Consider the following 12,320-nt stretch of genomic DNA (forward strand, 5'->3'; position numbering starts at 1 on the left):
CCTCGCTGTGGCCACTGCCACGCAATCGCGCTACAGTGTTTTTCTTTTGTGCCGCCACAAGGAGTCCCACCATGAACGCCCCCCTGCACCGCGAAATGCCCGATGGCGCGCTCGACAGCGTACGCGCCTTGAACGACGTGACCCAAGCCTGGGACAGCACCATCCTGCCCGAGCTGAAAAAATACATCGAGATCCCCGCCAAGTCGCCCGCATTTGACGCCGACTGGGCAGCGCACGGCCACATCGAGTCGGTGCTGCGCCGCGCCGCGCAGTGGGTGGAGGCGCAAAAGGTGGAGGGCCTGACACTGGAGGTCATCCGCCTGCCCGGTCGCACGCCCGTCATGTTTTTTGAAGTGGCGGCCACCCGCGCCGCCAGCGAGGGCTCGGGCCAAACGGTGCTGATGTACGGCCACCTGGACAAGCAACCCGAATTCAACGGCTGGCGCAACGATCTTGGCCCCTGGACCCCTGTTTATGAAGACGGCAAGCTCTATGGTCGGGGTGGGGCCGACGACGGTTACGCGGCCTACGCCAGCATCGCTGCCGTGCAAGCCCTGAAAAGCCAAAACACACCGCATCCGCGCATCGTGGGCCTGATCGAGACCTGCGAAGAATCGGGTTCTTACGACCTGCTGCCTTATGTGGACGCGCTGCGCACCCGCCTGGGCGATGTGGGCTTGGTGATTTGCCTGGACAGCGGCGCGGGCAACTACGACCAGCTGTGGCTCACCACCAGCCTGCGCGGCATGGCCAGCGGCACGCTCAAGGTGCAGGTGCTGACCGAGGGCATCCACTCGGGCGACGCCTCGGGCCTGGTGCCATCGAGCTTTCGCATCATGCGCCAAGTGCTTGACCGCCTCGAAGACAGCGCCACCGGCCGCCTCCTGCCCGCCAGCTTCCATTGCGAAGTGCCCGCCGAGCGGCTGGCGCAAGCCCAAGCCACCGCGGCCATCCTGGGCGACGAGGTGTACAAGCGGTTTCCGTGGGCACATTACGACTGCGGCGGCTCCACCAGCTTTGCGTTGCCCACCACCACCGACCCGACGCAAGCCCTGCTCAACCGCACCTGGACGCCCACGCTCAGCGTGACCGGTGCCGAAGGTTTTCCGGCGCTCAAAGACGCGGGCAATGTGCTCAGGCCCTATACCGCCTTCAAGCTCAGCCTGCGCCTGCCGCCGCTGGTGGACGCCGCGCAAGCCGTGGCCGAGATGAAAGCCCTGCTCGAAGACAACGCACCTTACCAAGCCAAAGTCACCTTTGAATCGGGTGGCGGCGCGACGGGCTGGAACGCGCCCGACACCTCCCCTTGGTTCGAGCAAGCACTCAACAGCTCCAGCCAGGCGCACTTTGGCGCAGGCGTGGGCTACATCGGGCAAGGCGGCACCATCCCGCTCATGAACATGCTGAGCGCAGGCTTTCCCAAAGCACAAATGATGGTCTGCGGCGTGCTCGGCCCCAAGAGCAACGCGCACGGGCCGAACGAGTTTTTGCATGTGCCTTACGCCAAAAAACTCACGGCGGCGGTGGCCGAAGTGATGGCGCGGATGCCTTGATGAACGTGACATCGCGCCCCTCCATCGCGCGCCCGAAAGTTTCCGCTTTGCAGGGCGAAGCCGGTCAACTGGCGGTGTATGACTGGGCCTTGCCTGCCAGCCAACCGCTGGGCACCGTCCTCTTGGTGCATGGCCTGGGCGAACACGCCGGGCGCTACGGCGAGGTGGCGGCGCACTTGCACCAATGGGGTTTTGCGGTGCGGGCCTACGACCAGCAAGGCCACGGTCAATCCGAAGGCGCACGCGGCGACCTGTTGCGCCCCGGCAGCTTGCAAGCCGATTTGTGCCGGGTGATCGACGACACCCGCCAACACCCGTCTTTGCAGGGCTTGCCCCTCATCTTGCTGGGCCACAGCATGGGCGGCTTGGTGGTGGCGCGCACGCTGGCCGAGGGTTTGCGCCCGGTGGATGCGGCGGTGTTGTCATCACCGGCCTTGGGCGCGTTCCCCAACTTGTTCCAGAAAATGCTGTTGGCCAGCCTGCCCCACGTGCTGCCGCACCTGCGTGTGGACAACGGCTTGAAAACCGAGTTCTTGTCACGCGACCCCGATGTGGTGAAAGCCTACCAGGCCGATCCGCTGGTGCACCGCCGCATCAGCGCGGGTCTGGCGGCCTGGATTTTGACGCAGGGGGCTCAAACACGGGCAGACGCAGGGCAGTGGCAGGTGCCCACTTTGCTGCTTTACGCGGGGCAAGACCGATTGGTCAACGCGCAGGCCAGTGCCGACTTCGCTCGGGCCGCACCCGCCGCCGTGCTGCAGGCCGAGTGCTTTGAGGCCATGTACCACGAGATCTTCAACGACCTCTACCGCGCCCAGGTGTTCACCGCGCTCAAGCGCTGGCTGATGGCACGATTTTCTGCGCGTCCCTCTGTTTGAACACCATCCACACCAGCGCCACGCCGGTCAATGCCACTGGCAAGAGCGAGCCGATGTTCAGCCACATCCAGCCCTGTGTGGTAACCAAGGCACCTGATGCGAACGAGGTCACGGCCATGGTGGCAAACACAAAGAAGTTGATGGCTGCCTGACCCCTGTCTTTTTCGGCGGGTGTCCAAGCCTGCATGGCCAACGTGGTGCTGCCGGTGAACAAGAAGTTCCAGCCCAGGCCCAGCAAGAACAGCGAGATCAGGAACTGGTGCAACTCCACCCCGGTGAGTGCAATGCCGATGCACGCGAAGTTGATGACCACGCCCACCGCCATGATCTGCAGGGTGCCGAATTTCTTGATCAGGTGCCCTGTGAAAAAGCCCGGCGCAAACATGGCGATCACATGCCACTCCAGCACCAGCGCCGCGTCGTCAAAACTGAAGCCGCACACCTGCATGGCCAGCGGGGTGGCGGCCATCAGCAGGTTCATCACGCCATAACTGAGGGCCGCTGCCGCCGCCGCGACGATGAACACCGGTTGGCGCATGATTTCGCGCAAAGGCCTGCCCGCGCTGTCCCCGGGCTTTTTGGCGGGCACTTCCGGGAAACGGATGAAGGCCATGCAGACCATGGCCAAAATCGCCACGATGCCCAGCGCCAAATAAGCACCTAAAAATGGCACCTCATACAGCGTGCGGGTGCGCGAGGCCAGGTTGGGGCCGACGATGGCCCCGATCAAACCGCCTGCCAAAACCAAAGAAACCGCTTTTTCCTTGAATCCGTCTGCCGCCAACTCGGCTGCCGCAAAACGGTACAACTGGCCGTTGGCGCTGTAGTAACCCGCAATGACCGTGGCCGCCACCAGCAACCAGAAGTTGTGGCTCCACGCGGCATAAGCGGCCAACAAGGCCGAGAAAAAAGCCACGCCCAGCCCCAGCTGAAACGACACCTTGCGCCCCCAGCGCGACTGGCTCTTGGCCACCAGCCCGGTCGACAGGGCTCCACCCACCACATAGCCCATGACGGGCAAAGTCGCCATCCAGCCCAGCGGCGCCATCGACAGACCCACCAAACCGTTGATGGCGATGAAGGTGACGTTGTTGGTGAAGAACAGGCCCTGGCAGAGCGTGAGGAGGAGGAGGTTGGCATTCATGCTGGGCAGTTTATCGGCACGCACTTATGGAAAGCTGTCGCCTAGGCTCACTGTACAAGCTGCTTTCACTCGCAGCTTGTGTGTGGGTTTGAATCGACCCAACCAATCAAGCGGAACAAACAGCCAGCACCGCCAAGGGCGCGGTCTCGGCGCGCAGCACGCGCGACCCCAGGGTCACGGGTACAAAGCCTGCGGCCAAGGCTGTTGTGTCTTCTGCGGGGCTCAAACCCCCTTCAGGACCACTGAGCACGGTCACGGGCGCGTTACCGGTCATCTGCTTCAGAGGCAGAGTACCTTCGGATAAGGACAAGACCCAGCGCTCGCCAGGAGAGGCCTTTTTCAGCCACTCAATCAGGGTAACGGCCGGGTGCACCGTGGGCACGCGGTTGCGCCCGCACTGCTCAGCAGCCGCTACAGCCACACCTTGCCAGTGCGCCAATTTTTTATCGGCACGCTCCCCCTTGAGCTTGAGCACGCTGCGTTCGGCCACCAGCGGGGTGATGCTGGCGACGCCCAGCTCGGTGGCCTTCTCCACCAGCCAGTCCATGCGTTCGTTGGCAGTGATGCCCGCCAGCAGGTGCACGGCACGGGTCGCTTCACGCTCCACAGGATGGTGTGTGCCCACCTCAACATCGACATCGCTGCGGCCCATGCGGGTGACGGTGGCATTGAATTCTCCGCCCTCACCATTGAACAAGGTGATCACATCACCCGGTTGCATGCGCAGCACCTGCACATGCCGAGCAGCGCCAGCAGGCAGACTGAGGGTCAGCCCGGTGTCCAGAGGAGCAGGGCAATAAAAGCGGGGCATGGATGACTCACATCCGGCCGTAGGCGAAGCCGACCTGGGGCGTGGTGCCCTCGATTTTTTCGATGACCTGGAGCAAGGGCCCCAGTTCTCGGTAGCGATCGCAGGACTTGCGGATGTACTGAATGAAGCGCGGCGCATCGGCCAAATACTTGGGCTTACCGTCGCGCAGCGTCAGACGCGCAAAAATTCCGGCCACTTTCAGGTGGCGCTGCAGACCCATCCATTCGACAGCACGATAGAAAGCACCAAAATCGCTGTGCCAATCTTCAAACTCCATCAGCCCCGCCTTGCGGGCCTTTTCCCAGTAACGGATGGTGATGTCGAGGACGAAGTCTTCTTCCCAGGTCAAAAACGCGTCACGCATCAAGCTGGCGATGTCGTAGGTGATCGGGCCGTACACAGCGTCCTGAAAATCCAGCACACCGAGTTGTTGACTTTGCGAGCCGGTACCGTGAGGCATCATCAGGTTGCGGGGCATGAAGTCGCGGTGCACATACACGCTGGGCGCGGCCAAATTGCGCTGAACAATCAGGGCAAAGGTCTTTTCCAGCGTCTCTTTGTCTTTAGCTTCCAATGGCACTTTTTTGTGCTGGCCCAGATACCAGTCTGGAAACAGGCCCAGCTCGCGGTTGAGCAAGGCAGCGTCATAAGGCGGCAAAACGCCGGGACGCGATGCCAGTTGCCATTGCACCAGCGTGTCGATCGCCTCCATGTACAAGCCGTGGCTGGCCTGAGGGCGGTCGGCGTCGATGACCGACATCATGGTGGCGTTGCCCAAATCGGTCAGCAGCATGAATCCATGGGCCTCGTGCCAGTCCAGCACTTCAGGCGCATTCAAACCTGCACCCTTCATCAACGCCGCGATTCGGACAAAGGGCTCCGAGTTTTCTTTGTCTGGAGGGGCGTCCATGACGATACGGCTATCGCCTTGGATCGTGTCCACCCGCAAGTAACGGCGAAAGCTGGCATCGGCCGATGCAATGCGCAATGTTTCTGGCAAAAGACCCTGTCTTTCCGCCTGCTCGGCCAACCAAATGGCAAATGCCTTCTGGCGCTGCGGATCGGCCCAAGTGACGTCAGAATCAGCGGAGGGGGTGTGTTGGGAGTGGCTCATGGATAATCCCATTTTACAAATTCAATGGCATGCCCTCTCGTTCATGAGACCCGTCTTGTCACATCTTGTTTAACGCCGTGCAACCTTATCCCGTTTTGAGACCCCGATACAGCTTGAGCACCCTGTTGCTCAAGGGGGTGGCCTTGGGTGGATTGTTGCAGCTTCACACATTGGTGCAGGCGCAAGACAGTCCGGTTGTGCTGCGCAGCAGTCCCCTGCTGGAAGAACGCATTTCATTGCGGCAAAACCAGGAGGGCGCTGTTTTTGTCTCAGGGCGTCGCCTGGTCATGCAACCCGACCTGAACACCGTTCTCGAAGGTGATGCCCGTTTGCGCAAACCGGGATTGAGCATGCGAGCCGATCGCCTGGTTTATGACCAAAGTCAAGACGTTCTGGAGGGATACGGTGCCATCCAACTCAACCGACCCGGCAGTCAGTTTCACGGAACGACCTTGAATCTGAAAGTGGACAGTTTTCAAGGCGCCTTGGCAGAACCAAGGTTCGAGATTTTTGCCAACGGTGGCCATGGCCAAGCCTCACGACTTGAGTTCATCGACCCCTCGCGCGCCGTTGTGCACCAAGCGACTTACACCACGTGTCGTCGCACGCCCGGCCCAGACTGGCTGCCAGCATGGCTGCTCAAAGCGACTCGCATGAACATTGACGACGAGGAATCGACCGTCAAAGCCGAGGGTGTCAAGGTTCGCTTTCAAAACCTGCCGGAGGTGCGTATTCCTACGGTCAGCTTTCCATTGACCGCAGACCGGCGTTCTGGATTTTTGCCGCCGATTGTAGGTGTAACCTCCCGCGACGGCTCTGAGATTGTCCAACCTTATTACTTTGACCTTGCGCCCAATCGCGATGCCACCGTGACGACCCATGTCATGAGCAAACGGGGGGTGGCAGTGGATACCGAATTTCGATATCTGGAAAGGGGCTACAGCGGTCAAGCGCGCTTGAACCTGATGCCCTCAGACACCTTGAGTGATCAGGCACGTTGGGGCTGGTCAAGCCAACACAGTGGCAGCATTCAAACTGGCATCGAGGGGATCGGTGCAATTGGCCTGGGCCTGAACCTGAACCGTGTGAGCGATGACAACTATTGGAGTGATTTTCGTCGCAGCGGTCTGGTGTTGACACAACGCTTGTTGCCATCGACCGGCGTTTTGAATTGGGGCCGTGGTGGCTTCAACATGAGCGCCCGTGTCCTGCGTTTTCAACCCCTGCAGGACATCAGGTCCACCATCATTCCGCCATATAACCTGACCCCCCAAATTGGAATGACTTACGCCAAATGGCAAGCAGACGGTTTTGACTGGTCCGTACAAGCTGACACCACGCGTTTTGAAGCGGACTTCAGCAGAATTCCCAATTTTATGGGGCGAAATGGTGAACGCAGCTATGTTCAGACTCAGCTCAGTCGTCCTTGGATTCGTCCATGGGGATTTTTCACACCCAAGGTTCAGTTGCACGCCACGCGTTACCAGCTGGACCAGCCCATGGACAACGGATCTGTTGTTGCAAACCGCGTATTGCCCACGTTTTCTCTCGACTCAGGACTTGTTGTTGAACGTGACGCCAGCTGGTTCGGTCGCTCTGTCGCACAAACTTTGGAGCCACGCGCCTTTTATGCCAAAACGCCTTTCAAAGACCAGAGCATGCTGCCCGTTTACGACAGCGGCTTGACCGATTTCAATCTCTCCACCATTTACAGTGAAAAGACCTTTGTTGGCAACGACCGTTTGATCGACAATGATGCCTTGACTCTTGGTGTGTCCTCGCGCTTTTTTGATGCTGTCAACGGCGCAGAGTTGTTGCGCTTAGGTCTGGCGCAGCGCATCCGCTTTTCTGATCAGCGCGTGTTATTGAACAGCAGTCAATTGCCCGCCACCACAGGCCTGAGCGATTTGCTGGTTGGCGCTGGAGTTCGTTGGGATAATCGCTGGGCTTTGGACAACACGGTTCAGATCAACAACCAAACCAATGACATCAGCCGCAATACCCTGCAACTGCGCTATTACCCAAGCCCTTACCGCGTTTTGAATGCCGCCTATCGTTTGAACCGCGGCCTCAGTGAGCAGTTGGACATTGGGTGGCAATGGCCCTTGAGTGATCTGGTTCGGCGCCGGAACACCGCTTCAGAGTCAGCCTGGACTCGCACAGCCGGGCAAGGGTTGGGGCCTGACCGCTGGTTCACGGTAGGACGCATGAATATCAGTCTGACCGAAGGACGCATGGTGGAAAGCCTGATGGGCCTAGAGTACGACGCGGGTTGCTGGATTGGACGAATCGTTTTCGAGAGCAACCAACACACCATCGCCACAACCAACACTCGTTTGTTTTTTCAATTGGAATTGATTGGCTTGGGCCGTGTCGGCCCCAGCCCGCTGGCAGTACTTCGAAACAATATTCCTCGTTATCAAAAGCTTCGTGACAACCCACTGCAACCAAGTCGTTTTCAGAACTATGAATAATTTTTTTATGTCTTGCATTTCCTGGATGAAGTGGGCATCTTTGTTTGGTGCAGCTCTTTTGCTGCCACAAATGGTGTCTGCCCAGTCAAGCGTGACCTCGATTCGATCTGCAGACTTTGTGGTTGCAGTCGTCAACTCTGAACCCATTACCAATCAAGAAGTTCAGCGTTTGAGTCTGCGTTTGTTGCGCGATTCACGAGTACAAGGTCTCAGTACAGACAGTTCCGAAACCAATCGTCTTGCGCTAGACCAACTCATTATTGAAAAAATTCAAGTTCAACAAGCCGTCGCTCTGGGCATTACGGTTGACGAAGCAGCCATCCAGCAAGCCGAAGCAAGTGTGGCCAGCAACAATCAACTCAGTCTGGATGAATTTCAGTCTCGTCTTCTACAAGATGGTACTTCTGCTGAGGGTTTCAGAGCCCAATTGCGCAATCAGTTGCTCATGACCCGTCTCCGAGAGCGAGAAGTCGAGACGCGAATTCGCATTTCTGAAGCTCAGATCAATCAGTTCCTGAATGAGGAACTTCAACGCCAATCGACTCGCCTCCCGTCCGAGATCAACTTGGGCATGATTTTGATTGCCGTGCCTGAAGATGCCACCCCTGAACAAGTGACGCGTTTGTCTGAACGTGCAAGCTCTGTGGTTACCAAGGCTCGCCAGGGTGCTGATTTCGCTGCCTTGGTGAGCGAATTTTCTGACGCTCCTGATCGTAGCGCCAACTCTGGTGCCATGGGCCTGCGCCCTCCCAACCGCTATCCTGATATTTTTGTTCAAGCTGTGAGCCAGCTTCCAGTTGGCGGTATTTCCGACGTCGTTCGAACTGGCGCTGGCTTTCATGTGCTCAAGGTTTTGCAACGCCAATCCGCTTCCAGTACCTTGATGACCAACCAAACCCGTGCGCGCCATGTTCTCTTGCGCCCCAGTCCCCAGTTATCACAGGCGCAAGCCATCGCCCAGCTGTCTGCCATTCGCCGCGACATTCTGAGCGGTCGTGCTGACTTCGCTGATGTGGCCAAGCGCATTTCTCAAGACGGCAGCGCGCCTCAAGGCGGCGATCTTGGCTGGGCCAGCCCAGGCATGTTTGTTCCAGAATTTGAGCAAGCCATGAACCAGTTGCTTCCCGGTCAATTGGCCGCCCCTCTGATTTCCCGTTTTGGTGTCCATTTGATTGAAGTGACCGATCGACGCGAAGTCGCCATGTCAGAAGCTGAACAACGTAATTTTGCTCGCAATGTGTTGCGTGATAGCAAGTTAGAAGAGGCTTATGCCGCATGGGTTCAGGACATCAGAGGACTAGCTTTTGTCGAGATGCGAGAGCCTCCCCAGTGAAGCACTCAGCGCGAAAACGATTCGGTCAACATTTTTTGACCGATGACTCCATCATTGATGCCATTGTCAGATCCATTGATCCGGTTGCGGGTCAAAGCATGGTTGAAATCGGTCCTGGCCTTGCTGCCTTGACCCAACCCTTGGTGGAACGTTTGGGCCATCTCACCGTGATTGAGATTGATCGCGATTTGGCTGTTCGTCTGCGTGAACACCCTCATTTGAGCGTGGTGGAGTCCGATGTGCTGAAAGTCGACTTCAGCGATCTGTCCTGCCGACAAGCTTTAGGCTTGTCATTCTCTTCGGATCCATCCGAATCCAAGTCTTGTAAAAAACTCCGGGTTGTCGGCAATCTTCCTTACAACATTTCCACACCCATTCTGTTTCATTTGCTCGATCATGTGGACGTTATCCTCGATCAGCACTTCATGTTACAAAAGGAAGTCATCGACCGGATGGTCGCACAACCATGCACTTCTGACTACAGTCGCCTGTCTGTCATGCTCCAGTGGCGCTATGACATGAGCAATCTCTTGTTTGTTCCGCCTTCCAGCTTTGACCCTCCCCCGCGTGTCGACAGCGCAGTGGTTCGTATGGTCCCTTTAGCAAACCCTCCCCAATTGGACATCAAACTAATGGCAAAACTGGTTCAAGTGGCTTTTAGTCAGCGACGAAAAATCCTGCGCAATAGTCTGGGAAGCTGGCTGGATGATCAAGGTTTCCAAGGAGCATTTGATCTCCAACGCCGTGCAGAAGAAGTTCCCGTGAGCGAATATGTGCACCTCGTTCAATCCTTGTCCAAGGATTGATCTGCATGCACCGTCTGGAATCGCATAGGGGGCCTGCCTGGTGGGAGGCATCCTGCCACACCACCCGGCATGCGGCTCCGCACCGGGCGGTTCGAGATCTTGAGGTCAGGACAAGCTTGGCATCCGTGGCCGATCAACGTACGCAATGGTCAGCACCGTTTTGAGCAGTCGGTCACTGTTACGTCACCACCGATGGCTGTTGTCCGCCACCTGCAGTGCTACACCTTCCGATCCCCCAAACACCTTCAATTCCCTACAGATCGTCCAGGTTCGCCTCTACTGCCTGAGCGGGATCGCCCTTAAGCGATGACGCAGCCACTCAAACAGCCCTCGCCAAACTTTGGGCGTTTGCGCCATCACAAAGTACGCCTTCTTTGCAATTCTTGTTCATCAGCTCGCTGTTTCGCTTCACGCAACCTCCCCACACTCGGTCACCCTTATACAGTGGCGCTTCGCTTCGATCGCTGTGATCAACTTACGGGAGGAGTTGCACAGCCAAGAGTGCGCCCGCTCCGGGCGCACCACAAAAAAAGCCCTCAAATGAGGGCTTTCATCAATCAGCAAATGCTGAACTTTTTTGGTTGCGGGGGCCGGATTTGAACCAACGACCTTTGGGTTATGAGCCCAACGAGCTACCAGACTGCTCCACCCCGCGACATGAAATAATTATACCTTACTCAGCGGCTTGCTCGTCTGAAGAATCAGCACGATCGACCAATTCAACCAAGGCCATGGGCGCGTTGTCGCCCACGCGGTAGCCCATTTTCAGGATGCGCGTGTAGCCACCAGGACGTTTAGCAAAACGTGGTCCCAGATCGGCAAACAATTTGACGACGCTGTCTCGGTCACGCAGGCGGTTAAAAGCCAGGCGCTTGTTGGACAAGTTGTCTTCTTTTGCCAAAGTGATCATCGGCTCAATGACGCGACGCAGTTCTTTGGCTTTGGGGAGTGTGGTCTTGATGGCTTCGTGTTCAATCAACGAGTTCATCATGTTGCGCAACATGGCGAGGCGGTGCTCGCTGGTGCGGTTCAATTTGCGGAGTCCGTGTCCGTGACGCATGGTGCTTACCTTTCTTTATTAAACAGGCAGCCGTATCAGGTACTGCCCGTGCACAAGCCGGTTTTTATCCGGCAATTTCAAATCATCGCTTTTCAGGACCTCCAGGTGGCCAGGCTTCGAGCTTCATACCCAAAGTGAGACCACGGGATGCCAGAACTTCTTTGATTTCGTTGAGTGATTTGCGGCCCAGGTTAGGGGTCTTGAGCAACTCATTCTCGGTACGCTGGATCAGGTCACCGATGTAATAAATATTCTCTGCTTTGAGGCAATTAGCCGAACGTACCGTCAGCTCGAGTTCGTCAACCGGGCGAAGCAAAATGGGGTCGAAACTGCCAGCACCACCACGCACCGCAGGAGCATCAAAGGCCGACAATTCATTGCCTTCCAATTGAGCGAAGACCGCCAATTGCTCGACCAGAATTTTGGACGATGCACGCACAGCATCTTCTGCTGAAATCGCGCCATTGGTCTCAATTTCAATGACCAACTTATCGAGATCCGTGCGCTGCTCAACTCGAGCACTCTCTACCGTGTAGCTGACACGTTTGACCGGAGAGAATGAAGCATCCAACACAATACGACCCAGTGCCTTGGTGGGCTCGTCGGCATAACGGCGCATATTTCCGGGCACATAACCACGGCCTTTTTCGACCTTGATTTGCATGTCCAGTTTGCCGCCTTGCGACAAGTTGGCAATGACGTGTTCTGGATTGATGATTTCCACATCATGCGGTGTTTGGATGTCAGCGGCAGTGACCGCACCTTCGCCATCCTTGCGCAAGCTGAGCGTGACTTCATCCCGGTTGTGCAACTTGAAGACTACGCCTTTGAGGTTGAGCACAATGTTGACAACATCTTGCTGTACACCATCAATGGAAGAGTACTCGTGCACCACTCCGGCAATGGTCACTTCAGTGGCCGAGTAGCCAACCATGGAAGACAACAAAACGCGACGAAGGGCATTACCAAGAGTATGGCCATATCCGCGCTCGAACGGTTCCAGCGTGACCTTGGCTCGGTTCAATGCCAATTGCTCAACCTGGATTGCTTTGGGTTTCAATAAATTTGTTTGCATGCAGACTTCCTCTCAATACCCCCGGTTCGTTACACCGGTAAGGCTGATGAAGCACCCGCTGCACCATGATGC

10 protein-coding genes and 1 tRNA gene are annotated in these 12,320 nt (G+C 57.2%); 5 read left to right on the forward strand and 6 right to left on the reverse strand.

Translation table 11 applies throughout. The features are described from left to right. Nucleotides 1-71 precede the first annotated feature (71 nt). Both HEQ17_RS12730 and HEQ17_RS12735 read left to right on the forward strand, forming a co-directional pair. Nucleotides 72-1,553, forward strand: coding sequence for a M20 family metallopeptidase (locus HEQ17_RS12730; RefSeq protein ID WP_296293071.1), 1,482 nt, complete (start codon nucleotides 72-74; stop codon nucleotides 1,551-1,553). Further along, complete coding sequence (locus HEQ17_RS12735) at nucleotides 1,553-2,431, forward strand: alpha/beta hydrolase (RefSeq protein ID WP_296293072.1); 879 nt, start codon at nucleotides 1,553-1,555, stop codon at nucleotides 2,429-2,431. Before HEQ17_RS12730 ends, HEQ17_RS12735 begins: the two co-directional genes overlap by 1 nt. On the opposite strand, the gene HEQ17_RS12740 is transcribed toward HEQ17_RS12735, so the two are convergent. The 3 genes from HEQ17_RS12740 to HEQ17_RS12750 all read right to left on the reverse strand — a co-directional run bounded on the left by HEQ17_RS12740 (nucleotide 2,385) and on the right by HEQ17_RS12750 (nucleotide 5,500). Next, on the reverse strand, nucleotides 2,385-3,575 hold the full coding sequence (locus tag HEQ17_RS12740) for an MFS transporter (RefSeq protein WP_296293073.1): 1,191 nt from the start codon (nucleotides 3,573-3,575) through the stop codon (nucleotides 2,385-2,387). The genes HEQ17_RS12735 and HEQ17_RS12740 overlap by 47 nt on opposite strands. Before the next feature lie 106 nt (nucleotides 3,576-3,681). Further along, nucleotides 3,682-4,386 carry a 16S rRNA (uracil(1498)-N(3))-methyltransferase gene (locus tag HEQ17_RS12745; RefSeq protein ID WP_296293074.1) on the reverse strand — a complete coding sequence of 235 codons (705 nt, stop codon included), beginning with the start codon at nucleotides 4,384-4,386 and terminating at the stop codon, nucleotides 3,682-3,684. A 7-nt stretch (nucleotides 4,387-4,393) separates the two neighbouring features. Beyond that, nucleotides 4,394-5,500, reverse strand: a complete 1,107-nt coding sequence (locus HEQ17_RS12750) for a phosphotransferase (protein WP_296293075.1) — start codon at nucleotides 5,498-5,500, stop codon at nucleotides 4,394-4,396. A 113-nt stretch (nucleotides 5,501-5,613) separates the two neighbouring features. On the opposite strand from HEQ17_RS12750, the gene lptD reads away from it, so the two are divergent. The 3 genes from lptD to rsmA are packed head-to-tail and all read left to right on the forward strand — an operon-like array spanning nucleotide 5,614 to nucleotide 10,113. Further along, on the forward strand, nucleotides 5,614-7,974 hold the full coding sequence (lptD, locus tag HEQ17_RS12755; protein ID WP_296293076.1) for an LPS assembly protein LptD: 2,361 nt from the start codon (nucleotides 5,614-5,616) through the stop codon (nucleotides 7,972-7,974). 7 nt (nucleotides 7,975-7,981) lie between these two features. Beyond that, nucleotides 7,982-9,307 (forward strand): peptidylprolyl isomerase, encoded by a 1,326-nt coding sequence (locus tag HEQ17_RS12760; protein ID WP_296293077.1) that lies wholly within the window; start codon nucleotides 7,982-7,984, stop codon nucleotides 9,305-9,307. Continuing rightward, nucleotides 9,304-10,113: a 16S rRNA (adenine(1518)-N(6)/adenine(1519)-N(6))-dimethyltransferase RsmA gene (gene rsmA / locus HEQ17_RS12765; protein ID WP_296293078.1), complete on the forward strand. Its 810-nt coding sequence runs from the start codon at nucleotides 9,304-9,306 to the stop codon at nucleotides 10,111-10,113. Before HEQ17_RS12760 ends, rsmA begins: the two co-directional genes overlap by 4 nt. 578 nt (nucleotides 10,114-10,691) lie before the next feature. On the opposite strand, the gene HEQ17_RS12770 is transcribed toward rsmA, so the two are convergent. The 3 genes from HEQ17_RS12770 to rpoA all read right to left on the reverse strand — a co-directional run bounded on the left by HEQ17_RS12770 (nucleotide 10,692) and on the right by rpoA (nucleotide 12,248). Further along, nucleotides 10,692-10,768: transfer RNA gene (locus HEQ17_RS12770), tRNA-Met, on the reverse strand. A gap of 18 nt (nucleotides 10,769-10,786) precedes the next feature. Continuing rightward, nucleotides 10,787-11,173 (reverse strand): 50S ribosomal protein L17, encoded by a 387-nt coding sequence (rplQ, locus tag HEQ17_RS12775; RefSeq protein ID WP_296293079.1) that lies wholly within the window; start codon nucleotides 11,171-11,173, stop codon nucleotides 10,787-10,789. An 82-nt stretch (nucleotides 11,174-11,255) separates the two neighbouring features. After that, complete coding sequence (rpoA, locus tag HEQ17_RS12780) at nucleotides 11,256-12,248, reverse strand: DNA-directed RNA polymerase subunit alpha (RefSeq protein WP_296293080.1); 993 nt, start codon at nucleotides 12,246-12,248, stop codon at nucleotides 11,256-11,258. Nucleotides 12,249-12,320 lie beyond the last annotated feature (72 nt).

The organism is Limnohabitans sp., from assembly GCF_023910625.1.
In the GTDB taxonomy this organism is placed as follows: Bacteria; Pseudomonadota; Gammaproteobacteria; order Burkholderiales; family Burkholderiaceae_C; genus Limnohabitans_A.

Coding starts and splice junctions, on each gene's coding strand:
- rpoA (WP_296293080.1), bottom strand. CDS start 12,248: ATGCAAACAAATTTATTGAAACCCAAAGCAATCCAGGTTGAGCAATTG.
- rplQ (WP_296293079.1), bottom strand. CDS start 11,173: ATGCGTCACGGACACGGACTCCGCAAATTGAACCGCACCAGCGAGCAC.
- HEQ17_RS12740 (WP_296293073.1), bottom strand. CDS start 3,575: ATGAATGCCAACCTCCTCCTCCTCACGCTCTGCCAGGGCCTGTTCTTC.
- HEQ17_RS12735 (WP_296293072.1), top strand. CDS start 1,553: ATGAACGTGACATCGCGCCCCTCCATCGCGCGCCCGAAAGTTTCCGCT.
- HEQ17_RS12750 (WP_296293075.1), bottom strand. CDS start 5,500: ATGAGCCACTCCCAACACACCCCCTCCGCTGATTCTGACGTCACTTGG.
- HEQ17_RS12745 (WP_296293074.1), bottom strand. CDS start 4,386: ATGCCCCGCTTTTATTGCCCTGCTCCTCTGGACACCGGGCTGACCCTC.
- HEQ17_RS12760 (WP_296293077.1), top strand. CDS start 7,982: ATGTCTTGCATTTCCTGGATGAAGTGGGCATCTTTGTTTGGTGCAGCT.
- HEQ17_RS12730 (WP_296293071.1), top strand. CDS start 72: ATGAACGCCCCCCTGCACCGCGAAATGCCCGATGGCGCGCTCGACAGC.